This is a genomic window from Streptomyces sp. NPDC059534 (genome assembly GCF_042743475.1).
Taxonomy (GTDB): Bacteria; Actinomycetota; Actinomycetes; order Streptomycetales; family Streptomycetaceae; genus Streptomyces.
In genome coordinates this window covers 13,184-36,616 of the sequence record NZ_JBHWAQ010000011.1, presented here as the reverse complement: position 1 = coordinate 36,616, position 23,433 = coordinate 13,184, and the positions used below count along the sequence as shown (strand labels likewise).

At 71.2% G+C, this 23,433-nt stretch carries 24 protein-coding genes; 16 read left to right on the top strand and 8 right to left on the bottom strand.

Going from position 1 to position 23,433, the window contains the following annotated elements; genetic code table 11:
- Positions 1–64 precede the first annotated feature (64 nt).
- Both ACFVZH_RS15650 and ACFVZH_RS15645 read left to right on the top strand, forming a co-directional pair.
- Positions 65–1,324 (top strand): ATP-binding protein, encoded by a 1,260-nt coding sequence (locus ACFVZH_RS15650; protein WP_384897464.1) that lies wholly within the window; start codon positions 65–67, stop codon positions 1,322–1,324.
- Positions 1,321–2,070, top strand: coding sequence for a response regulator (locus ACFVZH_RS15645; protein ID WP_384897462.1), 750 nt, complete (start codon positions 1,321–1,323; stop codon positions 2,068–2,070). The genes ACFVZH_RS15650 and ACFVZH_RS15645 overlap by 4 nt, the downstream gene beginning before the upstream one ends.
- Before the next feature lie 84 nt (positions 2,071–2,154).
- Here the strand turns inward: ACFVZH_RS15645 and ACFVZH_RS15640 are convergent, their stop codons facing one another.
- From ACFVZH_RS15640 to ACFVZH_RS15630, 3 genes are all read right to left on the bottom strand, one after another.
- On the bottom strand, positions 2,155–3,018 hold the full coding sequence (locus tag ACFVZH_RS15640; RefSeq protein WP_384897460.1) for a Yip1 family protein: 864 nt from the start codon (positions 3,016–3,018) through the stop codon (positions 2,155–2,157).
- A 225-nt stretch (positions 3,019–3,243) separates the two neighbouring features.
- Entirely contained in the window at positions 3,244–5,502 is a 2,259-nt protein-coding gene (locus tag ACFVZH_RS15635; protein ID WP_384897458.1) for a (Fe-S)-binding protein, read from the bottom strand.
- Positions 5,503–5,609: 107 nt separating this feature from the next.
- Positions 5,610–6,098: a sugar transferase gene (locus ACFVZH_RS15630; RefSeq protein WP_384897456.1), complete on the bottom strand. Its 489-nt coding sequence runs from the start codon at positions 6,096–6,098 to the stop codon at positions 5,610–5,612.
- A 301-nt stretch (positions 6,099–6,399) separates the two neighbouring features.
- Here ACFVZH_RS15630 and dnaK point away from each other — a divergent pair, with 301 nt between their 5' ends.
- Genes dnaK through ACFVZH_RS15610 form a run of 4 tightly spaced genes read left to right on the top strand, consistent with a single transcriptional unit; the run spans position 6,400 to position 10,557 of the window.
- Positions 6,400–8,241 (top strand): molecular chaperone DnaK, encoded by a 1,842-nt coding sequence (gene dnaK / locus ACFVZH_RS15625; protein ID WP_384897454.1) that lies wholly within the window; start codon positions 6,400–6,402, stop codon positions 8,239–8,241.
- Entirely contained in the window at positions 8,238–8,900 is a 663-nt protein-coding gene (gene grpE / locus ACFVZH_RS15620; protein ID WP_384897452.1) for a nucleotide exchange factor GrpE, read from the top strand. Before dnaK ends, grpE begins: the two co-directional genes overlap by 4 nt.
- Before the next feature lie 30 nt (positions 8,901–8,930).
- Positions 8,931–10,109, top strand: a complete 1,179-nt coding sequence (gene dnaJ, locus ACFVZH_RS15615) for a molecular chaperone DnaJ (protein ID WP_384897450.1) — start codon at positions 8,931–8,933, stop codon at positions 10,107–10,109.
- A gap of 4 nt (positions 10,110–10,113) precedes the next feature.
- Positions 10,114–10,557, top strand: a complete 444-nt coding sequence (locus tag ACFVZH_RS15610; protein ID WP_015034631.1) for a heat shock protein transcriptional repressor HspR — start codon at positions 10,114–10,116, stop codon at positions 10,555–10,557.
- A 57-nt stretch (positions 10,558–10,614) separates the two neighbouring features.
- On the opposite strand, the gene ACFVZH_RS15605 is transcribed toward ACFVZH_RS15610, so the two are convergent.
- Both ACFVZH_RS15605 and ACFVZH_RS15600 read right to left on the bottom strand, forming a co-directional pair.
- Positions 10,615–11,082: a hypothetical protein gene (locus tag ACFVZH_RS15605; RefSeq protein ID WP_384897448.1), complete on the bottom strand. Its 468-nt coding sequence runs from the start codon at positions 11,080–11,082 to the stop codon at positions 10,615–10,617.
- Between the two features lie 5 nt (positions 11,083–11,087).
- Positions 11,088–12,071 carry a helix-turn-helix transcriptional regulator gene (locus tag ACFVZH_RS15600; RefSeq protein ID WP_384897446.1) on the bottom strand — a complete coding sequence of 328 codons (984 nt, stop codon included), beginning with the start codon at positions 12,069–12,071 and terminating at the stop codon, positions 11,088–11,090.
- Positions 12,072–12,210: 139 nt separating this feature from the next.
- Here ACFVZH_RS15600 and ACFVZH_RS15595 point away from each other — a divergent pair, with 139 nt between their 5' ends.
- A complete protein-coding gene (locus ACFVZH_RS15595; RefSeq protein ID WP_384897444.1) occupies positions 12,211–12,474 on the top strand; it encodes a 5'-nucleotidase in 264 nt (87 codons plus the stop codon).
- On the top strand, positions 12,471–12,791 hold the full coding sequence (locus ACFVZH_RS15590) for a (2Fe-2S)-binding protein (RefSeq protein ID WP_366302744.1): 321 nt from the start codon (positions 12,471–12,473) through the stop codon (positions 12,789–12,791). The genes ACFVZH_RS15595 and ACFVZH_RS15590 overlap by 4 nt, the downstream gene beginning before the upstream one ends.
- Positions 12,792–12,893: 102 nt before the next feature.
- On the opposite strand, the gene ACFVZH_RS15585 is transcribed toward ACFVZH_RS15590, so the two are convergent.
- On the bottom strand, positions 12,894–13,298 hold the full coding sequence (locus tag ACFVZH_RS15585) for a pyridoxamine 5'-phosphate oxidase family protein (protein WP_384897442.1): 405 nt from the start codon (positions 13,296–13,298) through the stop codon (positions 12,894–12,896).
- Positions 13,299–13,420: 122 nt separating this feature from the next.
- Here ACFVZH_RS15585 and clpB point away from each other — a divergent pair, with 122 nt between their 5' ends.
- Positions 13,421–16,012 (top strand): ATP-dependent chaperone ClpB, encoded by a 2,592-nt coding sequence (gene clpB / locus ACFVZH_RS15580; RefSeq protein ID WP_384897440.1) that lies wholly within the window; start codon positions 13,421–13,423, stop codon positions 16,010–16,012.
- A gap of 1 nt (position 16,013) precedes the next feature.
- Here clpB and ACFVZH_RS15575 read toward each other — a convergent pair whose 3' ends face one another.
- The gene (locus tag ACFVZH_RS15575; protein ID WP_384897438.1) at positions 16,014–16,433 is read right to left on the bottom strand and encodes a hypothetical protein; all 420 of its coding nucleotides are present in this window, start codon (positions 16,431–16,433) and stop codon (positions 16,014–16,016) included.
- A 140-nt stretch (positions 16,434–16,573) separates the two neighbouring features.
- Here ACFVZH_RS15575 and ACFVZH_RS15570 point away from each other — a divergent pair, with 140 nt between their 5' ends.
- Positions 16,574–17,107 (top strand): YbjN domain-containing protein, encoded by a 534-nt coding sequence (locus tag ACFVZH_RS15570; protein ID WP_384897436.1) that lies wholly within the window; start codon positions 16,574–16,576, stop codon positions 17,105–17,107.
- An 83-nt stretch (positions 17,108–17,190) separates the two neighbouring features.
- Here the strand turns inward: ACFVZH_RS15570 and ACFVZH_RS15565 are convergent, their stop codons facing one another.
- The gene (locus ACFVZH_RS15565) at positions 17,191–18,369 is read right to left on the bottom strand and encodes a pyridoxal phosphate-dependent aminotransferase (RefSeq protein WP_384897434.1); all 1,179 of its coding nucleotides are present in this window, start codon (positions 18,367–18,369) and stop codon (positions 17,191–17,193) included.
- 181 nt (positions 18,370–18,550) lie between these two features.
- Between ACFVZH_RS15565 and ACFVZH_RS15560 the strand changes: the two genes are divergently transcribed.
- From ACFVZH_RS15560 to ACFVZH_RS15535, 6 genes are all read left to right on the top strand, one after another.
- Positions 18,551–18,715 (top strand): hypothetical protein, encoded by a 165-nt coding sequence (locus ACFVZH_RS15560; RefSeq protein WP_384897432.1) that lies wholly within the window; start codon positions 18,551–18,553, stop codon positions 18,713–18,715.
- A gap of 52 nt (positions 18,716–18,767) precedes the next feature.
- Positions 18,768–18,989, top strand: coding sequence for a hypothetical protein (locus ACFVZH_RS15555; protein ID WP_384897430.1), 222 nt, complete (start codon positions 18,768–18,770; stop codon positions 18,987–18,989).
- 309 nt (positions 18,990–19,298) lie between these two features.
- Positions 19,299–19,817 carry a DUF2617 family protein gene (locus ACFVZH_RS15550; protein ID WP_384897428.1) on the top strand — a complete coding sequence of 173 codons (519 nt, stop codon included), beginning with the start codon at positions 19,299–19,301 and terminating at the stop codon, positions 19,815–19,817.
- A gap of 75 nt (positions 19,818–19,892) precedes the next feature.
- Complete coding sequence (locus ACFVZH_RS15545; RefSeq protein WP_384897426.1) at positions 19,893–21,605, top strand: polyamine aminopropyltransferase; 1,713 nt, start codon at positions 19,893–19,895, stop codon at positions 21,603–21,605.
- 74 nt (positions 21,606–21,679) lie between these two features.
- A complete protein-coding gene (locus tag ACFVZH_RS15540) occupies positions 21,680–22,603 on the top strand; it encodes an SRPBCC family protein (protein ID WP_384897424.1) in 924 nt (307 codons plus the stop codon).
- Between the two features lie 35 nt (positions 22,604–22,638).
- Positions 22,639–23,424 (top strand): aldose 1-epimerase, encoded by a 786-nt coding sequence (locus tag ACFVZH_RS15535; protein WP_384897749.1) that lies wholly within the window; start codon positions 22,639–22,641, stop codon positions 23,422–23,424.
- Positions 23,425–23,433 lie beyond the last annotated feature (9 nt).

Genomic DNA, 23,433 nt, shown 5'->3' with positions numbered 1-23,433 from the left:
CGTTCGCGCCCGACACATCCGCGCACCTTCCGGTGGCCCTGGCCGCCCGGAGCCGAGGAGGACGATGAGGAGCCGCAACGGGCTGTGGCGGGTCGCGGAACTGCCCACGACCAGTGCGGGTGTCGAGCGGGCCTTCTCCTACTTCACCGCCGGGGTCCGGCTCGGGACCGTCGCGCAGATGGTCCCCGCGGTGCGGCTCGGGGCGGAACGCTCGCCGCACGACGCCGCCTACCTCCTGTGCTGGGGCGCCGCCGCCCTGACGGCGGTCGCGGTGAGCGTGGTGACACTGGTGCGCCGGCGGCCGCCGGGCACGGTCGTGTCCGTGCTCGACTTCGGACTGGCCTGCGCCCTGCTCGTGATCGGCCCGCTCGTCCTCGCGCCGTGGGACCGGTTCGGCACCTGGACCGCGTTCCAGCCGGGGTACGCGCTGTCCGTGATCATCACCGCCGGCGGCGTGCGGGGCCTCGCCGTCTGGGCGGTCAGCCTGCTCGCCGTCTCCGCCTGCTACCTGGTCTACCTCGGCGGCGACGTCGGGCGCGACATGGCCTCGACCGCCGCCGGCAACGTCATGACCTACGTGGTGTACGCGCTGGTCGCCCGCATGTTCTTCGGATACACCCGCCGCATCGCGCACGACGCCGACGCCTCACGGGCGCGCGCCGCCGAACTGGCCCGGCGCGAGGAGGAGCGGCGGGCCCAGGTGATGATGCACAACGGCGTCGCCGTCATGCGGCTGCTCACCGAGCAGGGGGACGACGACGCACGGGCCCGGCTCGTCGGCCAGGCCGAGGTGGAGCTGCGGCGGATGCGGTCCTATCTGCGCGGCACGAGCACGGACGGCGCCGGATGCGATGCGCGGCCCGACCCCGGCACCGTCCCCACGGTGGCGCTCGCCCCGATGGTCGGACGGGTCTGCGACCGCTTCGCCGACCTGAACGTCGTCGCGTCGCTCGGCCTCGGCACTGGCCTGCGGATTCCCGCCGCACAGGCCGAGGCGGTGGAGCGCGCGCTCGAAAGCCTGCTGCTGAACGTCCGGGTGCACGCCGGCGCCCACGAGGTGGTGGTCCACCTCGACGGGGACGACGGCTGGACGCTGACCGTGCACGACGACGGCGTCGGCTTCGACCCGGCGTCGGTGACCGCCGGGGTCGGGCTGCGCGAGGTGGTCGTCGGCGAACTGCGCCGACGCGGCCTCGGCGTCGGGATCGCGTCGGCCGTCGGGGAGGGGACGACCGTGACCCTCCGGTCGCTCCCGGAGCCCGCGGCCGGTCCGGTGCGCCCGAAGGCCCCGACGGTACGGGCCGCCTTCGCGGACGCCCTGTGAAGCGCGCCGTGGCGGTCGTCGACGACGCGTGGCTGATCCGCGAGTCGATCGGCCTGCTCATGCCCGGATTCGAGGTCGTCGCCGCGGTCGCGACGGTCGAGGAGCTGGTGCGCCGCGCCCCCGCCGTCGACCTCGTCCTGCTCGACCTGCACCTGGCCAACCTCGAACAGCAGCCCGACGTCCGCCAGGGCGTCGCCGCCGTCCGCACCCTGACCCGCCACGGCTACCGCGTCTGCGTCTACAGCCAGGAGGAGCGTCCGTTCGTCCTCGCGGCGTGCATCGCGGCGGGCGCGAGCGGCGTCGTCTCGAAGGCGACGCCGCGCGCCCGGACCGAAGCGCTCTTCCTCGACGTCGCCGCCGGCGGCACCGTCGTGCCGCAGCCGGTCGTCGGCATCCTCGAAGTGCTCGTCCGACGCGACTGCATCACCCTGCTGAGCGAGCGCCAGCGCCAGATTCTGCACGGCCGGGCCCGCGGGCTGAGCTACGCCCAGGTCGCCAGGGAGCTCTTCGTGAGCGAGTCGACGCTGCGCGGCTACTGGTTCGAGCTGACCAGGTCGCTGTCGGAATCGCTGCGCGGACTCACGCCCGGCGAGATCGAGCACGCCCTCGGGCTCGCGCCGGGCGACCTGCTGGAGTTCTGGGCCGACGGGACGGCGGACCGCAGGGAGTGGTGGCGCATCGGGCGGGGGCCGCTGGGCCGGGGCGGCGCGCGGAAGGCGGGAAGGCCCCCCACCGGCGTGCGGTGAGGGGCCTTCCGGGATGTCCGTGGTGCGGTGAAGCCGTGGCGCCGTGAAGCCACGGCGCCGTGACGGCGGCAGGTCGTCAGGCCGTCAGAGCGTGCCCAGCTTGATCAGGCTCAGCAGTGCGACGAGCTGGATGGCCGAGGCGCCCAGCGCCTTCGGCCACGGGAGGTCGTGCGAGCGGCTGACCATCACGGTGAAGAGGGCGCCGGCGGCGAGCCAGGTCAGCCAGCCGACGACCTGGACGAGGCCGTTCTCGCCGCCGAGGAAGAGGGCGAAGACGAGGCGGGGGGCGTCGGTGATCGACATGATCAGCATGGAGAGGCCGACGGTCGGCTGCCAGGCCCCGTCGCCGCCGAGCTGGCGCGCGAGGGTGTGGGTGACGGCGCCGAGGATGAGTCCGCCGACGACGAAGCCGAGGGCGGTCATCAGCACGTACGGGATCGCCGTCGACAGGGTCGCGTTGATCGCCTCGTCGCGGGCCTTGTCGAAGCCGAAGATCGCGAGCAGGCCGTAGAGGAAGGTGACGATCAGGGCCGGGCCCCAGACGGCGTGGTCCCGCATCCGCAGGAAGGTGTCCGCGGGGCGGAGCACGATGCCGCTCAGGAGCGGCTTCCAGGAGAGCCGGGGGCCCGTGGGGACGGGTGCGGCGCCGGACCGGTGGGCCGTGGCGTCACCGTAGGGGTCGTCGACGCTGAACATCTGCGTGTGGCCCGGGTTGTTCGCCGCGGCGGCCTGCGGATGCTGCGGCCGGCCGTACGGCTCCCCGAAGTACTCGGGCTCGCCGTAGGGCTGCTGCTGTCCCTGTTGCCCGTACTGCTGCCCCTGCGGGGGCTGCTGCCATTGCCCCTGCGGGTACGGCGGCGGGGCCGCGTTGTACCCGTAGGGCGCCTGCTGCGGTTGTTGTTGCGGGGGGCGGTTGTCCCGGCCGCGTCCGTTCCTGAATCCAGCCACGTCGTCGAACGTACCCGCTTCCCCTGTGCGGGCGCTCCTCGGACCGGTGCTTGCCACTGAGCTGTGACATCCCCTAGGGGGCGCCGGGGGCCGTGACACGGTCGCGGGGGAGGCGCCGGAGGGCCCGTCGCGCACCGGCGTATCAGGTGTCCCGGCACGGCCGAGGCGCGCGGAAAGGGCCGCCCCGCGTCGATCGCGGGGCGGCCCTTTCCGTGGTGCGGGACGTTACGAGGCGGGCTCCGGCTCCGGCTCGACGACCGGCTCCTCCGGCTCGGCCGGGGTCTTCACCGACTCGAGGAGCAGCTGGGCCACGTCCACGACGGTGACGGACTCCTTGGCCTTGCCCTCGTTCTTCTTGCCGTTGACCGAGTCGGTCAGCATGACGAGGCAGAACGGGCAGGCGGTGGAGACGATGTCCGGGTTGAGGGACAGGGCCTCGTCGACGCGCTCGTTGTTGATGCGCTTGCCGATCCGCTCCTCCATCCACATCCGGGCGCCGCCGGCGCCGCAGCAGAAGCCGCGTTCCTTGTGGCGGTGCATCTCCTGCTGGCGCAGGCCGGGGACGGCGGACATGATCTCGCGCGGGGGCGTGTAGACCTTGTTGTGCCGGCCCAGGTAGCAGGGGTCGTGGTAGGTGATCAGACCGTCGACCGGGGTCACCGGGACCAGCTTGCCCTCGTCGATGAGGTGCTGGAGCAGCTGGGTGTGGTGGATGACCTCGTACTCGCCGCCGAGCTGCGGGTACTCGTTGGCGATGGTGTTGAAGCAGTGCGGGCAGGTCGAGACGATCCGCTTCGCCGACTTCGGCTTCTTGGTCGACTCGTCCTCGTCGTCCTCGCCGAACGCCATGTTCAGCATGGCGACGTTCTCCTGGGCGAGCTGCTGGAACAGCGGTTCGTTGCCCAGGCGGCGGGGGGAGTCACCGGTGCACTTCTCGTCGCCGCCCATGATCGCGAACTTGACGCCCGCCATGTGCAGCAGCTCGGCGAATGCCTTGGTGGTCTTCTTGGCCCGGTCCTCCAGGGCGCCGGCGCAGCCGACCCAGTAGAGGTAGTCGAACTCGGAGAGGTCCTCGACGTCCTTGCCGACGATGGGGACCTCGAAGTCGACCTCCTTGGTCCACTCGACGCGCTGCTTCTTGGCCAGGCCCCAGGGGTTGCCCTTCTTCTCCAGGTTCTTCAGCATCGTGCCGGCCTCGGACGGGAAGGCGGACTCGATCATCACCTGGTAGCGGCGCATGTCGACGATGTGGTCGATGTGCTCGATGTCGACCGGGCACTGCTCGACACAGGCGCCGCAGGTGGTGCAGGACCACAGGACGTCGGGGTCGATGACGCCGTTCTCCTCGGCGGTGCCGATGAGGGGGCGCTCGGCCTCGGCGATCGCGGCGGCGGGAACGTCCTTGAGCTGCTCCTCGGTCGCCTTCTCGTTGCCCTCCATGTCCTTGCCGCCGCCGGCGAGGAGGTAGGGGGCCTTGGCGTGCGCGTGGTCGCGCAGCGACATGATGAGGAGCTTCGGGGAGAGCGGCTTGCCGGTGTTCCAGGCGGGGCACTGCGACTGGCAGCGGCCGCACTCGGTGCAGGTGGAGAAGTCGAGGATGCCCTTCCAGGAGAACTGCTCGACCTGGGAGACGCCGAAGACGGCGTCCTCGGCCGGGTCCTCCCAGTCGATCTCCTTGCCACCGGTGGACATCGGCTGGAGCGCGCCCAGCGCGGTGGAGCCGTCGGCGTTCCGCTTGAACCAGATGTTCGGGAAGCCGAGGAAGCGGTGCCAGGCCACGCCCATGTTCGTGTTCAGCGAGACCGTGATCATCCAGGTGAAGGACGTGACGATCTTGAGGCACGCGAAGAAGTAGGTGAGGTACTGGATCGTGCTCAGGTCCAGGCCGTCGAGCAGCGCGATCAGCGGGTACGAGGCGAAGAAGCCGGGCTCCCAGCTCGTCACGTGGTGCTGGACGCCCTCCAGGGCGCGCAGCGTCATGATGCAGACGCCGACGATCAGGATGACGGCCTCGACGAAGTACGCCTGGCCGGTCTTGGAGCCCGCGAAGCGGGACTTGCGGCCCGCCTTGGTCGGCTTGCTGAGCTGGCGGATCACGATGAGGGTCACGATGCCGAGGACCGTCATCAGGCCGAGGAACTCGGTGAAGATCTCGTACGGCAGCCAGTCGCCGATGATCGGGATCAGCCAGTCGGCCTGGAAGAGCTGGCCGAAGGCGTTCACGATCGTGAGGAGCAGCGAGAAGAAGCCCACCGCCACGAACCAGTGTGCGAAGCCGACGATGCCCCAGCGGTTCATCCTGGTGTGGCCGAGGAACTCCTTGACCAGGGTGATGGTGCGCTGCTTGGGGTCACCGGTGCGCGTGCCGGCGGGCACCGGCTGACCGAGCCGCACGAAGCGGTAGATCTGCACGGTGGCGCGGCCGAACAGCGCGACGGCCACCACCGTGATGGCGATCGACACGATGATCGCGGCGAGTTGCATGAAGGGCTCCTCGGGCGGGCCTACTAAGCGGTAACTTATTGAGTTCCTGCTGAGATTACCCGGTCGCGGCTCCGCGCTGTAGCGGCGCTCGCGGTGATATGTGTCGCTCAGGCAAACCTTGCCGCGCGACGCCTGCGTACTGCTGGAAGCGTACGCGCAAGGATCGCCAGGTCCATCCCGAGCCAGTGGTGGTCCACGTAGTGGAGATCGAGCAGCTCGCGCTCCTCCCACGGCAGCTCCGAACGCCCGCTGATCTGCCACGGGCCGGTGAGTCCGGGGCGCACCGAGAGGCGGCGGCGGCCCTCGCCCGCGCACTCGCGGTGGGTGGGGGTCAGCGGGCACGGCCCGACCAGCGACATCCGGCCGGTGACGACGTGCAGCAGCAGTGGCAGCGCGGCCAGCGGGCTCTTCGTGCGGAAGGTCAGCATCGTGAAGGGCCGGCCGTCCAGGCCCGCCACCGTCCGCCGGCGCAGCAGGCCGCGGCCCGGGGTGGCCGAGGCGAGCGCGACCGAGAGGGCGACGGCGAGGACCAGGGGCGAGAGGAGGGCGAGGAGGGTCACTCCGCCCGTCAGGTCGAGCGTGCGCTTCGCCGTCATGCGCCCTGCCTCCGTGCTTCGACGAGATCGACCGCGTGGGAATGGGATCGACCGAGATCGACAAGTTCCGACGAGAATCATGGGATATTCGTGGGATATGCCTGCTTTGCCCGGCCAGGGGCATCCGGACTCTCTCATGCCGCCCCCCGCCCGACCCGGCATCGACGCGCTCACGACCGCTCTTTGAGTGGGATGACGGGCGAAGAGTTGAGTCGACTCCACTCAGGTCTGTTGACGCACGCCGGAGCGTCATGCATCCTTGAGTCAGTTCCACTCAAGTACGTCAGCAGGAGGAATCGAAATGGCACGTGCGGTCGGCATCGACCTGGGCACGACTAACTCCGTCGTCAGCGTTCTCGAAGGCGGCGAGCCCACCGTCATCACCAACGCCGAGGGCGCCAGGACCACGCCGTCCGTCGTCGCCTTCGCGAAGAACGGCGAGGTGCTCGTCGGCGAGGTGGCGAAGCGTCAGGCCGTCACCAACGTCGACAGGACCATCCGGTCGGTCAAGCGCCACATGGGCACCGACTGGAAGATCGAGATCGACGGCAAGAACTTCAACCCGCAGCAGATGAGCGCCTTCATCCTGCAGAAGCTGAAGCGCGACGCCGAGGCGTACCTGGGCGAGAAGGTCGTCGACGCGGTCATCACCGTCCCGGCGTACTTCAACGACTCCGAGCGTCAGGCCACCAAGGAGGCCGGTGAGATCGCGGGCCTCAACGTCCTGCGCATCGTCAACGAGCCGACCGCCGCCGCCCTGGCGTACGGCCTGGACAAGGACGACCAGACGATCCTCGTCTTCGACCTCGGTGGCGGCACCTTCGACGTGTCGCTCCTGGAGATCGGCGACGGCGTCGTCGAGGTGAAGGCCACCAACGGTGACAACCACCTCGGTGGCGACGACTGGGACCAGCGCGTCGTCGACTACCTGGTGACGCAGTTCCAGAACGGCCACGGCGTGGACCTGGCCAAGGACAAGATGGCTCTCCAGCGTCTCCGCGAGGCCGCGGAGAAGGCGAAGATCGAGCTCTCGTCCTCGACCGAGACCTCCATCAACCTGCCGTACATCACGGCCTCCGCCGAGGGCCCGCTGCACCTGGACGAGAAGCTCACGCGCGCCCAGTTCCAGCAGCTGACCTCGGACCTGCTCGACCGCTGCAAGGTGCCGTTCCACAACGTCATCAAGGACGCGGGCATCGCGCTGCGCGAGATCGACCACGTCGTCCTCGTCGGTGGCTCGACCCGTATGCCGGCCGTCGCCGAGCTCGTCAAGGAGCTGACCGGTGGCCAGGACGCCAACAAGGGCGTCAACCCGGACGAGGTCGTCGCCATCGGCGCCGCCCTCCAGGCCGGTGTCCTCAAGGGTGAGGTCAAGGACGTCCTGCTCCTCGACGTGACCCCGCTGTCCCTCGGCATCGAGACCAAGGGCGGCATCATGACCAAGCTCATCGAGCGCAACACCACGATCCCGACCAAGCGGTCCGAGATCTTCACGACGGCCGAGGACAACCAGCCGTCCGTGCAGATCCAGGTCTACCAGGGCGAGCGCGAGATCGCGGCGTACAACAAGAAGCTCGGGATGTTCGAGCTGACCGGTCTGCCGCCGGCCCCGCGCGGTGTCCCGCAGATCGAGGTCGCCTTCGACATCGACGCCAACGGCATCATGCACGTGACCGCGAAGGACCTCGGCACGGGCAAGGAGCAGAAGATGACCGTCACCGGCGGCTCCTCGCTGCCGAAGGACGAGGTCGACCGGATGCGCCAGGAGGCCGAGCAGTACGCGGACGAGGACCACCGTCGCCGCGAGGCCGCCGAGTCCCGCAACCAGGGCGAGCAGCTCGTCTACCAGACGGAGAAGTTCCTCAAGGACAACGAGGACAAGGTCCCCGGTGACGTCAAGGCCGAGGTCGAGGCCGCGCTCGTCGAGCTGAAGGAGAAGCTCAAGGGCGAGGACACCGCGGAGATCCGCACCGCCACCGAGAAGGTCGCGGCCGTCTCCCAGAAGCTCGGCCAGGCGCTGTACGCCGACGCCCAGGGCGCGCAGGCCGCGGGCGACGCCGGTGCCGGCCAGGCGCAGGCCGACGACGACGTCGTCGACGCCGAGATCATCGACGACGAGCCCAAGAAGGGTGGTCAGGCGTGACCGAGGAGACCCCGGGCTTCGAGGAGAAGTCCGACGTCCCCTCCGGCGCCACCCCTGACGACGCCGCCGAGGCCGTCGAGAACTCCGCCAAGGAGGACTCGACGGCCCCGGCCGGGGACGCAAGCAACCAGAAGTCGGCCGGTACCGCGGGCCTCACCGCCCAGCTGGACCAGGTCCGTTCCGCGCTCGACGAGCGCACCGCGGACCTCCAGCGGCTCCAGGCCGAATACCAGAACTACCGCCGCCGCGTGGAGCGGGACCGGATCACCGTGAAGGAGATCGCCGTCGCGAGCCTCCTGAGCGAGCTGCTCCCGGTGCTCGACGACGTCGGCCGGGCCCGGGACCACGGCGAGCTCGTGGGCGGGTTCAAGTCGGTGGCCGAATCGATGGAGACCGTCGTCGCCAAGATGGGTCTGCAGCAGTTCGGCAAGGAGGGCGAGCCCTTCGACCCGACGATCCACGAGGCCCTGATGCACTCGTACGCGCCGGACGTCACCGAGACGACCTGCGTGGCGATCCTGCAGCCGGGGTACCGGATCGGCGAGCGGACCATCCGGCCCGCCCGCGTGGCCGTCGCCGAGCCCCAGCCGGGCGCGGCTCCGGCCAAGGACGAGAAGAAGTCGGCCGACGAGGAGAGCGGTGCCCCCGAAGAGGGGTGACGCAACGATCGTCCGGAAGGAGGGACGTCGATGAGCACGAAGGACTTCGTCGAGAAGGACTACTACAAGGTTCTCGGCGTCCCCAAGGACGCCACCGAGGCCGAGATCAAGAAGGCGTACCGGAAGCTCGCCCGCGAGAACCATCCGGACGCCAACAAGGGCGACACCAAGGCGGAGGAGCGCTTCAAGGAGATCTCCGAGGCCAACGACATCCTCGGTGACGCCAAGAAGCGCAAGGAGTACGACGACGCCCGCGCCCTCTTCGGCAACGGCGGCTTCCGCGCGGGCGGCCCCGGCGGCGGCTCGTTCAACTTCGACCTGGGCGACCTCTTCGGGGGCGCCCAGGGCGGGGCGGGCGGCGGCTTCGGCGGTGGCGGTGGGGGCATCGGCGACGTCTTCGGCGGGCTGTTCAACCGCGGGGCGGCCGGGGGCACCCGTACCCAGCCGCGGCGCGGCCAGGACGTCGAGTCCGAGGTGACGCTCAGCTTCACCGAGGCCATCGAGGGCGCGACCGTACCGCTGCGGATGTCCAGCCAGCAGCCGTGCACGGCGTGTTCGGGCACCGGCGACAAGAACGGCACGCCCCGGGTGTGCCCGACCTGCGTCGGCACCGGTCAGGTCTCGCGCGGCAGCGGCGGCGGCTTCTCGCTCACCGACCCGTGCGTCGACTGCAAGGGCCGCGGCCTCATCGCCGAGAACCCCTGCGAGGTCTGCAAGGGCAGCGGGCGGGCCAAGTCCTCCCGCACCATGCAGGTCCGCATCCCGGCGGGCGTCTCCGACGGGCAGAAGATCCGGCTGCGCGGCAAGGGAGCGCCGGGCGAGCGCGGCGGGCAGAACGGCGACCTGTACGTCGTCGTGCACGTCGACACCCACCCGGTCTTCGGCCGCAGGGACGACAACCTCACCGTCACGGTGCCGGTCTCCTTCACGGAGGCGGCGCTCGGCGGCGAGATCAAGGTCCCGACCCTCGGCGGCCCCTCGGTCACCCTCAAGCTGCCCGCGGGCTCGGCGAACGGTCTGACCATGCGCGCCCGGGGCAAGGGCGCGGTCCGCAAGGATGGCACCCGCGGCGACCTCCTCGTGACGGTCGAGGTCGCGGTGCCCAAGGAGCTGGACGACAAGGCACGCGAGGCCCTGGAGACCTATCGCGAGGCGACCGCCTCCGAGGATCCCCGGGCGGAGCTGTTCCAGGCCGCGAAGGGAGCGTGACCCGATGGACGGACGCCGACGTAATCCGTACGAACTGACCGACGAGTCGCCGGTGTACGTCATCTCGGTGGCGGCCCAGCTCTCCGGTCTGCACCCGCAGACCCTCCGGCAGTACGACCGGCTCGGCCTGGTCTCCCCGGACCGTACGGCCGGCCGGGGCCGGCGCTACTCGGCCCGTGACATCGAGCTGCTCCGCCAGGTGCAGCAGCTGTCGCAGGACGAGGGCATCAACCTGGCCGGAATCAAGCGCATCATCGAACTGGAGAACCAGGTCGCGGCGCTGCAGAGCCGGATCGCCGAGCTGTCGGCCGCGGTCGACGGCGCGGCGGCGGCGATGCGGCAGCGCGAGGCCCAGGTGCACGCCTCCTACCGGCGCGACCTGGTGCCGTACCAGGACGTGCAGCAGGCGAGCGCCCTGGTGGTGTGGCGTCCCAAGCGCGGCGAGTAGGTCCCCGCGGTATCCGCCGAGGCCCTGTCCACAGCTGTGGACAGGGCCTCGCGCGCGTCACGGGATGAGTTCGCCCACGATGCCGCCGACCGTCTCCCACCAGGGCGCCGCCCCGGTCCCGAACCCGGCGGCGAGGGCGGTGCCGAGGACGCGGTCGAGGGGGTCCGGCGTGCCGTCCCACTCGTCCTGGACGCGGCCGTTCCCCGACGACAGCAGGGTGCCGATCCGGCGTCCGTCGCGGGAGAAGGCGCTGTAGTCGTAGCCGCAGGGCACCAGCCGGTAGCGGACGCCGCCGACCCGGGCGTCGACCCGGTAGGAGCGGCGCAGCAGCCGCCCCCTGGCCGCCCGGACCGTCGCCGGCTCCCCGTCCACGGAGAGCGTCAGCAGGCCGGCCCGGCGGGTCCCGATCGGCGTGTGGGCGTCCGCGCGGCTGCCGGGGGCCCGCAGGAGCTCCACGACGGGCAGTCCGTACCCGGACACCCGGAGCGTCCCCGCGGCCCTGTCGAGGTCGATCTGTACGTACACGTCGGTCAGTCGTCCCGTTCGAGAATGCCGGACTGCGCGATCAGGTACCCGAGCTGCGCCCGGCTGCCGCTCCCCAGCGCGGTCGCCAGCTTGGCGATGTGGGCACGGCACGTCCGCACGTTCATCCCGAGCCGCCGTGCGATGGCCTCGTCGACGTGTCCCTCGACGAGGAGTTTGGCGATGGAGTGCTGGACGCCGCTTATCCCGTCCCGGGGCTGTGCGTTGGGCAGCTGCTCGCCGAACGGGGTGGCCCGCGCCCAGGACTGCTCGAACACCGACGCCAGGTACTCGACCAGGCCGGGGTGCCGCAGCTCCAGGGCGACCTGCCGGTCCTGGCGGGCGGGTATCAGGGCCACCGAGCGGTCGATGATGATGAGCCGCTCGATGCTCTCCTCCAGGGTGCGGACCTGGAGCCGGTCCATGCCGGCCTGTTCGAGGTAGACCTGCATGCCGGGGCTGTGCCGCGCGGTGTGCTGGTAGAGCGTGCGCACATGGACGCCGCGGTCCAGCAATGGCTGGATCCGGTTGAGCGCGGTGTTGAGGGTGTGCTCGCTGCGCGCGCCGCCCGGCTGGACGGTGAGCAGTTCCTTCGAGCACTCGGCGGTGGCCCGGCTCAGGACGGCGTCGATGCGGTGGATGCCTTCGAGGACGGTGATGGCGTGGGTCGTCGAGGGGTCCTGCGCGCTGATCGCCATGAACTGCTCGAACGTGCTGGACAGCCCCATGGCCAGGGAACGCCGCTCCTGGATCTCGCGTTCCAGAGGGTGGACGAGCCGCGCGAGGGCCGCGGAGGGGGGAACCGGACGGAGCCATGCCGGGTCGTCGGGGTCCGGGTGGAGCAGATCGAGATCCATGAGGCACGGTGCGGCTTCTGCCTCGCTCCGCGTGATTCGCCCGATGCGCAACGCACGTGCGTACAAGTCCGATCCGGCTGCACAGAGGTCGACATGCCCGTGAGGATGTGGCCCATCTATGTGATTTTGCGCCATTTGCACACCCCCCAGGATCCTGTATTTCAGGAACATGATGCATTGCCCTGGTGGTGTGCGCGCAAAGAGTGAGCCATCGTCTAGTACGCGGGGGAGAGGAAACCATCAAGTGAGGTCGAAGCCGCTCATGTCCAGGAAAATGCTTCGCTCGATACTTGCTTCCGTCTTCATTGGGGCGGCGGCAGTAGGAGCGCTGGCCGTCAGCGACCCGGTGTGGGACAGCGCGCCCGCCCAGGTCGTCGCAGCCCCGATCGACCCGGTGTGGGACGTCGCCCCGGCGGGCCGGCCCGACCCGGTGTGGGACGTCGCCCCGGCGCGTCCGATCGACCCGGTGTGGGACGTCGCCTCGGCGAAGGTCACCGACCCGGTGTGGGACTCCGCCCCGGCGGACGCGGAAGTATGAGCGTCCCGCCGGACGACCCCAGGTTCCGCCGGGAGATGGCTTCGGCCTACCGGTCCGGATGGCACTTCGTCGACCTCGCCACGGCCATCCCCCACCGTGGCGACGCGCTGAAGGTCACCCTCTTCGGCGAGCCCATCGTCGTGGCACGGGAGCAGGACGAGGACGTCCGCGCCTACCGCTGCCTGCGCCGCCCCCGGGGCGCTCCGCAGCCGATCCGCTGTGCCATCCGGTACGGCATGATCTTCGTCAACCTCGACCAGCGGGACCACCAGCTGATCGAGCCCGAGACCATCACCGCCACCCCCCGCAGTGCCTGAGCGATTCCCCCGTCGTTGTAGATCGCTCAGGCACTTCCCCCACACAGCGGCGCCATCGCGGACCTGAAACGCGATGGCGCCGCTGTGCTGCCCGCGCACTTCTCAGGCGCGGCCCATCGCCCGGGTGAGGGCGATCTCGATGACGACCCGGTCCGGGTTGGGGGCCGGCGTGCGGCCGTAGCGCTCGGCGTAGCGGGCGACGGCGTCCGCGACGACCTCCGCCTCGGTGCGGATGCGGGCGACGCCCTCCAGAGTGGCCCACCGCCCCTTGTCGACCTGGCAGACCGCGACCCGCGCGCCCTCCGCGCCCGCCGCCAGGACGTTGGCGACCTTCCGGCTGTTCTTGTTGGTGATCACCCGTGCGTACCCGCCCTCGGGGTCGTACGTGACGCCGACGGCCACCACGTGCGGGGTGCCGTCCGGGCGTGGGGTGGTCAGGGTGCTCATGTGGTACTCGCGCCAGAAGCCGATGTACGCGTCGGAGGGGTTCCTCGGATCTGTGGCCATGCCCGGAAACTACCCGGGGCGGGGCTCCCTCCGACACCTTGAGCGGGTTCGACTCAACTTTGTGTACTCTGGAGAAGTCATAGAAGGAGAGGACCCACGAGAACCCAGGAGGAGCACCGCACGTGGACGCCGAACTGACCAACCGGAGCCGGGACGCGATCAACGCGGCGAGCAGCAGCGCCGTGTCCGCCGGGCACGCCGACCTGACCCCCGCCCATCTGCTGCTCGCGCTGCTGACCGGTCAGGACAACGAGAACATCACCGACCTGCTCGCCGCCGTCGAGGCCGACCAGGCCGTCGTACGCGCCGGTGCGGAGCGGCTCCTCGCCGGTCTGCCGAGCATCACGGGGTCCACGGTCGCGCCCCCGCAGCCCAACCGCGAGTTCCTCGCCGTCATCGCCGACGCCGACAAGCGGGCCAAGGAGCTCGGAGACGACTACCTCTCCACCGAGCACCTGCTCGTCGGTATCGCGGACAAGGGCGGGCGGGCCGGTGAGATCCTCGACCGGCAGGGCGCGAGCGCTTCGAAGCTGCTCGACGCGTTCGAGAAGAGCAGGGGAGGACGCCGGGTGACCACACCCGACCCGGAAGGGCAGTACAAGGCGCTGGAGAAGTTCGGCACGGACTTCACGGCCGCCGCGCGCGAGGGCAAGCTGGACCCGGTCATCGGCCGCGACCACGAGATCCGCCGCGTCGTGCAGGTGCTGTCCCGCCGCACCAAGAACAACCCGGTCCTCATCGGCGAGCCCGGCGTCGGCAAGACAGCCGTCGTCGAGGGCCTCGCCCAGCGGATCGTGAAGGGCGACGTGCCCGAGTCGCTGAAGAACAAGCGGCTGGTCTCGCTCGACCTCGGCGCGATGGTCGCGGGCGCCAAGTACCGCGGCGAGTTCGAGGAGCGCCTGAAGACCGTCCTCTCCGAGATCAAGGCGAGCGACGGCCAGATCATCACGTTCATCGACGAGCTGCACACGGTCGTCGGCGCGGGCGCCGGCGGCGACTCCGCCATGGACGCCGGCAACATGCTCAAGCCGATGCTGGCCCGCGGCGAGCTGCGCATGGTCGGCGCGACCACCCTCGACGAGTACCGCGAGCGGATCGAGAAGGACCCCGCCCTGGAGCGCCGCTTCCAGCAGGTCCTGGTCGCCGAGCCGACCGTCGAGGACACCATCGCGATCCTCCGCGGCCTCAAGGGCCGGTACGAGGCCCACCACAAGGTGCAGATCAACGACTCCGCGCTGGTGGCCGCCGCGACCCTCTCCGACCGGTACATCACCTCCCGCTTCCTCCCCGACAAGGCCATCGACCTCGTCGACGAGGCCGCCTCCCGGCTCCGCATGGAGATCGACTCCTCGCCCGTCGAGATCGACGAGCTCCAGCGTTCCGTGGACCGGCTCCGCATGGAGGAGCTCGCCCTCAAGAACGAGACCGACGCCGGGAGCAGGCAGCGCCTGGAGAAGCTGCGGCGCGACCTCGCCGACCGCGAGGAGGAGCTGCGCGGCCTCACCGCCCGCTGGGAGAAGGAGAAGCAGTCCCTCAACCGCGTCGGCGAGCTGAAGGAGCGCCTCGACGAGACCCGAGGCCGCGCCGAGCGCGCCCAGCGCGACGGCGACTTCGACACCGCCTCCAAGCTGCTCTACGGGGAGATCCCGGCCCTGGAGCGGGAGCTGGAGGAGGCGAGCGAGGCCGAGGCCCAGCAGGAGTCCTCGAAGGACACCATGGTCAAGGAGGAGGTCGGTCCCGACGACATCGCGGACGTCGTCGGCGCCTGGACCGGCATCCCCGCCGGCCGCCTCCTGGAGGGCGAGACGCAGAAGCTGCTGCGCATGGAGGACGAGCTCGGCCGGCGGCTGATCGGCCAGTCCGAGGCCGTCCAGGCCGTCTCCGACGCCGTGCGCCGCACCCGCGCGGGCATCGCCGACCCCGACCGGCCCACCGGCTCGTTCCTCTTCCTCGGCCCGACCGGCGTCGGCAAGACCGAGCTGGCGAAGGCGCTCGCCGACTTCCTCTTCGACGACGAGCGGGCCATGATCCGCATCGACATGTCGGAGTACGGCGAGAAGCACAGCGTCGCCCGCCTGGTCGGCGCCCCTCCCGGCTACGTCGGCTACGAGGAGGGCGGCCAGCTCACCGAGGCGGTCCGCCGCCGCCCGTACAGCGTCGTCCTGCTCGACGAGGTGGAGAAGGCGCACCCGGAGGTCTTCGACGTCCTGCTCCAGGTCCTGGACGACGGACGGCTCACCGACGGACAGGGCCGGACGGTGGACTTCCGCAACACCATCCTGATCCTGACCTCCAACCTCGGCAGCCAGTACCTGGTCGACCCGCTGACCTCGGAGGACGTCAAGAAGCAGCAGGTCCTGGACGTGGTCCGGGCGACCTTCAAGCCGGAGTTCCTCAACCGGCTCGACGACCTGGTGGTCTTCTCCGCCCTCGACCGGGCCGAGCTGGGCCGGATCGCCCGGCTCCAGATCGACCGGCTCGCGAAGCGGCTCGCCGACCGGCGGCTCGTCCTCGACGTCACCCCGGAGGCCCTGGAGTGGCTCGCCGAGGAGGGCAACGACCCCGCGTACGGCGCCCGGCCGCTGCGCCGCCTGATCCAGACGGCGATCGGCGACCGGCTGGCGAGGGAGATCCTCGCCGGCGAGGTCCAGGACGGCGACACGGTCCGGGTGGACCGCTTCGAGGACGGCCTGATCGTCGGGGCCGCCCGGTAGCTCAGGTGTCGAACGCCTGCACACGTACGAGGGCGGTGTCACCGTCCTCGTACGTGACCCGCAGGTGCACGTACAGCAGCTCGTCGAACGACACGTCCACGCACAGGTCCCGCTCGCAGGAGAACGGGGGCTTCCCCGTCGGATAGGTCGCTTCCAGCCACCCCCCGAGCTCGGAGCGCGGCATCCGGAACTCGGCCGTGGCCTGGGTGTCCTGCCAGTGGGCCGCCGTGCAGCGGGCGTCCTCGGCGCTCATCGGGAGGCTTCCCCGCGCGAAGGTCATCACCTCGGCGCAGTCGACCTCTTTCGTCTCGCCGATCTCGCTCCAGGCCATCGCGCCCCAGGCCAGCACGGCCGCCGGACCGCCGCAGAACACGGTCACCGCCACCAGGACCCACAACCAGGTCCACCTGCGCGGCTTCACCGGTCCCGACTTCTTCCCCGATTTCTCCCCCATGAGGCCCAGATCTTGTCAGCCCGCAGCGGATCGCGGGAGGTGGGGGTTGCCACGTACCGCCCGGCATGGGAGAGGATGGCGGGCATCCGTACGAAGGGAAATACACGGTGAGCATCGACCCGTCCTCGATTCCGAATTTCGGGGGCCAGCCCCAGCCTCAGGCCGCAGGACCGGCGGGCCCCGTCGTCCCCGACCAGGACCTCGTCAAGCAGCTCCTCGAGCAGATGGAGCTGAAGTACGTCGTCGACGACGAGGGTGACCTCGCGGCGCCGTGGGAGGAGTTCCGCACCTACTTCATGTTCCGCGGCGAGGACGAGCAGCAGGTCTTCTCGGTCCGGACGTTCTACGACCGCCCGCACTCGGCCGACGACCGCGCGAAGGTCCTCGACGCGATCGACGACTGGAACCGCCGCACCCTGTGGCCCAAGGTCTACACGCACCTCCACGAGGAGGAGGACGGCTCGGCCACCCTCCGCCTCATCGGCGAGGCCCAGATGCTGATCGGCACCGGCGTCGCCCTGGAGCACTTCGTGTCCTCCACGGTCAGCTGGGTCCGCGCCTCCATCGAGTTCGACAAGTGGATCGTGGAGCAGTTCGGCCTGGAGTCCCCCGAGGACAAGGCGGGCGACGAGGAGGACTGAGCCTCCCCGCCCCGCACGCCACGAGAGCCCGGCACCCCCTCCCAGGGGGTGCCGGGCTCTCGTGCGTCCCGGGAGGCGGCGCCTCAGGCGAGCCGCTTGAGCCGGGCCACCGCCTCCTCCAGGACCTCGGTCTTCTTGCAGAAGGCGAAACGGACGAACGGCGCGCCGGCCTCGCGGTGGTCGTAGAAGACGGCGTTGGGGATGGCGACGACGCCGGCGCGCTCGGGCAGGGAGCGGCAGAAGGCGAAGCCGTCGTCGGCGCCGAGCGGGCGGATGTCGGTGGTGACGAAGTAGGTGCCGGCCGGGCGGTACACCTCGAACCCGGCCTGCGCGAGCCCTTCGCTCAGCAGGTCCCGCTTGGCCTGGAGGTCGGCGCGCAGGCCGTCGAAGTAGGCGGCCGGGAGGCGGAGCGCCTCGGCGATCGCGTACTGGAAGGGGCCGGCGGAGACGTACGTGAGGAACTGCTTGGCGGACCGGACGGCGGAGGTCAGCGCGGGGCTCGCGGTGATCCAGCCGACCTTCCAGCCCGTGAACGAGAACGTCTTCCCGCTCGAACCGATGGTGACCGTGCGCTCCCGCATGCCGGGCAGGGTCGCGATCGGCACGTGCGCGGCGTCGTCGAACACCAGGTGCTCGTACACCTCGTCGGTGACGACGAGCAGGTCCCGCTCGACCGCCAGCTCGGCGATCGCGGTCAGCTCGGCCCGGGAGAGGACGGTGCCGGTGGGGTTGTGCGGGGTGTTGAGCAGGATCAGCCGGGTCCGGTCGGTGACGGCGGCCCGCAGCTCGTCCAGGTCGAGGACGTAGGCGCCCTCGTGGGGGCGGAGGGTGACGGGGACGCGGGTGCCGCCGGCCATCGCGACACACGCCGCGTACGAGTCGTAGTACGGCTCCAGGGCGATCACCTCGTCGCCCGGCTCGACCAGCGCCAGGAGGGCGGCCGCGATGGCCTCGGTGGCGCCCGCGGTGACCAGCACCTCCGTCTCGGGGTCGTACGCGAGGCCGTACCGCTCCCGCTGGTGGTCGGCGACGGCGGTCCGCAGCTCGGGGACGCCGGGGCCCGGCGGGTACTGGTTGCCGCGGCCGTCCCGCAGCGCCCGGACCGCCGCCTCCCGGATCTCCTCCGGGCCGTCGGTGTCGGGGAAGCCCTGGCCGAGGTTGATCGACCCGGTCCTGGCGGCGAGCGCGGACATCTCGGCGAAGATCGTCGTCCCGAACTCGGCGAGACGGCGATTGAGCAGCGGTCGTGTCATGACCGCCATCCTGGGGGGAAGCTCTGGACTTGCTCAAGTGCGCTTTGACGGTGTCCCTGCAAGGGGATCGCCCTGGCATGAACATCGCAGTCTTCATCCTCGGGATCGCGATCGTGATCGCGGTCGTGGTGTGGGTCGTCGGGCGGGCGCTGAGCGGCACGACGCGGGCGGGCGGCGTCGGCGACAGCTGGTGGGCCGGTTCGTCCTCCTCCACGTCCTCCTCGTCGTCCTCGTCCTGCTCCTCCTCCTCGTTCTCCTGCTCCAGCTCCTCGTGTTCGAGCTCCTCGTGCTCGTCGTCCTCGTGCTCCTCCTCCTCGTGCAGCTGAAGCTCTCGATTCGCTCAAGTCCGCTTTGACGGGGGGCCGTAGGGGGCATCCCCCTCGCACAGAAGAACGGGGGTAGTACTGATGGAGATCTTCATCGTGATCCTGGGGGCTCTGGTCGTCATCGGCCTGATCTCCACCGTCCGCGACCGGGGGCGCGGCAAGTGGCGCGGCGGCCGGAAGCGCGGCGGCTGGGCAGACGGCGGCGGCAGCGGGGGCGCCGGCTGCGGAGGGGGCGGCGGCTGTGGCGGCGGCAGCTCCTGCGGGTCGGGCTGCGGGGGCGGCGGCTGTGGCGGCGGCAGCTGACCGGGCGGGTCCGCGACGGCCTCGGCGGCCGGGCGCGACCGCTCCTGCGGCACGTGACATTGGCATTACGTGCCGACATGTCGATCAATTCTGATTGAACAATTGAACTGTGGGGTCCCCGAAGGGGTTGGAAAACACAGCAAGTTGGGTAAAAACGCTGCGAGTCGCCCGGCGTCCGTGGTTCTCTCGCTCCTGACAGAGACAGCCCTCGGACCGTGTGTGGAACCGAGCCGGCGATCCCCACTCCCGTTGGACCCTCTCCGGGGCGCCCCCGGCCCACCCGTCAAACCGTGTTTGCGGAGCCGACCCATGCTCACCACCCTGAAAACCACCTACACCGACACGCGTGCATCCGATCTGGCCTGGGCCCTCGGACGCGAGCCGCTGCCGGCCCTCGCCGTGCTCGACCTCGAACTCTCCGGCGCCAAGCTCCAGTTGAGACTGCTCGGCGCCTCCCACCAGGTCCTCCTCGAAGAGGAGGGCCGCAGCTGCTCGGAGACCGTGGCCTGCATGCCCGGCAGCAGCACCCCGCTCCCGCTCGGCGTCTCCAAGCGCGTCGGCGAATGGGAGTACGAATTCGCCGCACGCGTCGAGACGCTCTCGCAGGGCTCCTTCGCGGGCCGCGCCCAGGAGCTGCTCGCGCTCGTCGCCGACCACCCCAACGGACTCGCGGGGACCTTCCCCGGCTCCCCGCACGCCTTCACGGCGATGCTGGCGCAGCGTCACGAGGGGCAGGTGCGGTGGCGCACCTGGCACGCCTACCCGCAGGAGGGGCAGTTGGTGGTGACCAGGACCCGTATCGGCGCGCGTATGCCCGCAACGCTCTGATCCACCCCTCCGGAGCCCCAGGTGCACTCGTGTGGGTGACAAAGGGTCTGTCAGTCGTGACGTAGCGTTACGGTCATGATCGAGCCGACCGTGACCATGCCACCCAGGAGGGTGCGTCGGCCGCCCGTGCGGCGGCCCGCGCGGCCGGGCGAGACGGTCCGGTTCCCGGTCCTCGCGGTGGTGTTCGTCTGCGCCGCCTGCGGCCTGGTCTACGAACTCGAACTGGTCGCGCTCGCCTCGTACTTGATCGGCGACTCGGTCACCCAGGCATCCGTCGTGCTCTCCGTCATGGTCTTCGCGATGGGCGTCGGCTCGCTGCTCGCCAAGCGGCTGCGCTGCCGTGCCGCCGTCGGCTTCGGCCTGGTCGAGGCCGGGCTCGCGCTGGTCGGCGGCTGCTCGGCGATGGTGCTGTACGCGGCCTTCGCCTGGCTGGGCGAGTCGCGGTACGTGCTGGTCGCGTTCTCGCTCGCCATCGGGGTGCTCATCGGCGCGGAGATCCCGCTCCTGATGTCGCTGATACAGCGGGCGGGCCGCTCCGGGCAGGCGGATCGTTCTTCCGACCCCGGGGACCGCTCCGGACGCGCGGGCCGCAAGGCGTCGCTCGGGGATCCGGACGACGCGGCGGGCACGGTCGCCGACCTCTTCGCCGCCGACTACGTCGGCGCGCTGGTCGGCGGCCTCGCCTTCCCGTTCCTGCTGCTGCCCTGGCTCGGCCAGCTCACCGGCGCGCTCGTCACCGGCGCGGTCAACGCGGTGGCGGGCGGCGGTCTCGTCCTGTGGGTGTTCCGCCGCGACCTGACCCGCCGCTCCCGGGCCCTCCTCCTGACCGTGAACCTGTGCGTCCTGGCCGTCCTCGCCACGGCGACCGTCCTCGTCGACGACTTCGAACAGGCGGCGCGCCGGGCCGTGTACGGGGACCGGGTGCGGGTCGCCGTCCACACCGACCTCCAGGAGGTCGTGGTGACGGGCGGCCGCGAAGGGCCGCCCGACCTCTTCCTCGACGGCCGGCTCCGGGTCGCCGGCGAGGACGAGTACCGCTATCACGAGGCCCTCGTCCACCCCGCCATGAAGGGCGGCCACCGGCGCGTGCTGATCGTCGGCGGCGGGGACGGACTCGCCGCCCGGGAGGTCCTGCGCTACCCGGGGGTCCACGCCGTCACCGTCGTCGAACTCGACCCGGGCGTCGTCCGCCTCGCCCGCACGGACCCGGCCCTCGCCACCCTCAACGCGCAGGCGTTCCGCGACCCGCGCGTCCGGGTGGCATACGCGGACGCGTTCGACTGGCTGCGGGACGCCGCCGACCGGGCGCGGGAGCGGTACGACGTGGTGATCTCCGACCTGCCCGACCCCGGCATCACCCCCAGCACCAAGCTGTACTCCGAGGAGTTCTACGGCCTGGTGGCCCGCGTCCTCACCGACACCGGACGGTTCGCCGTGCACGCCGGATCGGCCGACGACCGGCCCCGCACCTACTGGACCGTGGACGCCACCCTGCGCGCCGCCGGTTTCGCCACCCGCCCCTACAGCGCGAGCGGCCGCACCCCCGGCTTCGCCGCCGGACCCGACCGCGCCGACCGCACCAGCGGCACCGGACGGGGGCCAGGTGACTGGGGCTTCCTCCTCGCCGTGCCGGGCGACCGGCCGCCCGTCCTCGGGCTCGCCCCCGACGCACCCCGTCTGCGCTCCCTCGCCGCGGACACCCTGGCGACCGCCGCACGCCGCGCCGAACGGACCCGGGGCGCCGCACTGCCGCCCTCCACGCTCGTCCACCCGCGGTACGGCTCCTGAGCGCGGCGCCCCGGGCCGCGCGCCCCGGGGGAAACAGGCGACGCCGCGCCCCGGCCTGAGTAGGCTCGGCTTCCATGGAGCATGAGGTGTTCGTTCCCGTCCCGGCCGAGGCCCTGCGTGCGACGCTCACGGACCCGGCCCGGGTGGTGCGCTGCGTGCCCGGCCTCCAGCGCGACGCCGACGCGGCGGCGGGCCCCCTCACGGGACGGCTCAAGGTCCGGGTCGGCGGCAACACCATCACCTACCGCGGCGCCCTGAAGGTCGTCGAGCGGGACGGCGCCATCACCTACGAGGGCCAGGGCACCGAGGCCCGCGGCAAGGGGGCGGCCGAGCTGTCGCTCACCGTCGTCCTCACTCCGGTGGCCGAGGGCACCAGCCTGAGCTTCACGGGCGCCCTCACGGTGGAGGGCCGGCTCGCCGAGGCGTCGGACGGGGCGAGGTCCCTGGCGGGCGCCAAACTGCTCGACAGGTTCGTCGAGGCGCTGGCCGCCCTGGCGGAGGAACCGGCGGAGGAACCGGCAGAGGCGGACGAGCCCGCCGGTACCGCCGGTACGGAAGAGACCGCCGACACCGCCGGTACGGGAAAGACCGCCGACACCGACGACACCGCCGGTACCGACCACACCACCGACACCACCGACACCGACACCGACGACGACGGCGTCGACGACGGTGTCGAGGAGCCCGGCCGCGGTGCCGTGTTCGACGCCCCGGTCCCGCCGCCCGCCCTCGACCCGCTCCTCGACGAGGGCCTCGGCGAGACCCCGATCGAGTTCCCCGCCCCGCAGCCCGCCGCCGAGGCCGCCCACGCCCGCCGCACCATGATCGGGCGGAGCGCCGAGGAGGTCGACCACGCACCGCCGCGCGGCCGGTACGCCCCCATGCCCGCGCCCGAGGCGACGAGCGCGGGTGCCACCCTGCGCTGGATCGCACCCGCCGCGGCCCTTGCCCTCGCCTCCGCCGTCGTCGTCGGCCGGGCCCTGCGCCGCCGTCGTTGAAACGGTCCAACCGGGGCTAGGGTCGGGGCGTGACGATGCAGACGCGACTGACGGCGGGCGACGCCGAGTTGACCATCAACCCCGAGCACGGGTGCCGGATCGAGAGCCTGCGCATCGGCGGCACCGAGGTGCTCCGCCAGGGCGAGCGGTACGGGAGCTTCCCGATGGTGCCCTGGTGCGGGCGGACCGAGAACGGCCGCTTCCGCAACGGCGCCACCACGCACCGACTGCCGGTCAACGCGCCCCCGCACGCCATCCACGGCACCGTCCGCGACGTGGCCTGGAAGACCGCCCGGACCTCCGCCACCGAGGCGGTCTTCACCTGCGAGCTGGGCGACCCGTGGCCCTACCAGGCCAGGGTCACCCAGGTCTTCGAACTGGCCGAGGACTCCCTCACCCTCCGCTTCGGCGTCGAGACCTATGACGACTCGTTCCCCGCCCAGGCCGGCTGGCACCCCTGGTTCCTGCGCAACCTCGGCCGGGGCGGCCAGGACGTGGAACTCGGCTTCGCCCCGGCCTGGCAGGAGGAGCGCGGTGACGACCACCTCCCCACCGGCCGCCGGATCGACCCCCTCCCCGGCCCCTGGGACGACTGCTTCGGCATGCCCGACGGCGTCGACGTGACCCTCACCTGGCCGGAGGAGCTGGAGCTGAAGGTCACCAGCCGTGCCGAGTGGGTGGTGATCTACGACGAGCCGGCCGAGGCGGTCTGCGTCGAGCCGCAGTCCGGCCCGCCGAACGGCCTCAACACCCATCCGCGCCTCGTCACCCCGATCGACCCCCTGGAGGTCGAGAGCGTCTGGAGCTGGCGGCGGCTTTAAGCTGCTGAC

What these genes read in the sequence shown, in the direction of transcription:
- ACFVZH_RS15565 (WP_384897434.1), bottom strand. Translation starts at nt 18,369, where the DNA reads ATGGCGGTCATGACACGACCGCTGCTCAATCGCCGTCTCGCCGAGTTC.
- ACFVZH_RS15650 (WP_384897464.1), top strand. Translation starts at nt 65, where the DNA reads ATGAGGAGCCGCAACGGGCTGTGGCGGGTCGCGGAACTGCCCACGACC.
- ACFVZH_RS15630 (WP_384897456.1), bottom strand. Translation starts at nt 6,098, where the DNA reads ATGACGGCGAAGCGCACGCTCGACCTGACGGGCGGAGTGACCCTCCTC.
- ACFVZH_RS15600 (WP_384897446.1), bottom strand. Translation starts at nt 12,071, where the DNA reads ATGGCGCAAAATCACATAGATGGGCCACATCCTCACGGGCATGTCGAC.
- dnaJ (WP_384897450.1), top strand. Translation starts at nt 8,931, where the DNA reads ATGAGCACGAAGGACTTCGTCGAGAAGGACTACTACAAGGTTCTCGGC.
- ACFVZH_RS15635 (WP_384897458.1), bottom strand. Translation starts at nt 5,502, where the DNA reads ATGCAACTCGCCGCGATCATCGTGTCGATCGCCATCACGGTGGTGGCC.
- ACFVZH_RS15595 (WP_384897444.1), top strand. Translation starts at nt 12,211, where the DNA reads ATGCTTCGCTCGATACTTGCTTCCGTCTTCATTGGGGCGGCGGCAGTA.
- ACFVZH_RS15610 (WP_015034631.1), top strand. Translation starts at nt 10,114, where the DNA reads ATGGACGGACGCCGACGTAATCCGTACGAACTGACCGACGAGTCGCCG.
- ACFVZH_RS15535 (WP_384897749.1), top strand. Translation starts at nt 22,639, where the DNA reads ATGCAGACGCGACTGACGGCGGGCGACGCCGAGTTGACCATCAACCCC.
- ACFVZH_RS15545 (WP_384897426.1), top strand. Translation starts at nt 19,893, where the DNA reads ATGATCGAGCCGACCGTGACCATGCCACCCAGGAGGGTGCGTCGGCCG.
- ACFVZH_RS15585 (WP_384897442.1), bottom strand. Translation starts at nt 13,298, where the DNA reads ATGGCCACAGATCCGAGGAACCCCTCCGACGCGTACATCGGCTTCTGG.
- ACFVZH_RS15555 (WP_384897430.1), top strand. Translation starts at nt 18,768, where the DNA reads ATGGAGATCTTCATCGTGATCCTGGGGGCTCTGGTCGTCATCGGCCTG.
- ACFVZH_RS15550 (WP_384897428.1), top strand. Translation starts at nt 19,299, where the DNA reads ATGCTCACCACCCTGAAAACCACCTACACCGACACGCGTGCATCCGAT.
- ACFVZH_RS15540 (WP_384897424.1), top strand. Translation starts at nt 21,680, where the DNA reads ATGGAGCATGAGGTGTTCGTTCCCGTCCCGGCCGAGGCCCTGCGTGCG.
- ACFVZH_RS15590 (WP_366302744.1), top strand. Translation starts at nt 12,471, where the DNA reads ATGAGCGTCCCGCCGGACGACCCCAGGTTCCGCCGGGAGATGGCTTCG.
- dnaK (WP_384897454.1), top strand. Translation starts at nt 6,400, where the DNA reads ATGGCACGTGCGGTCGGCATCGACCTGGGCACGACTAACTCCGTCGTC.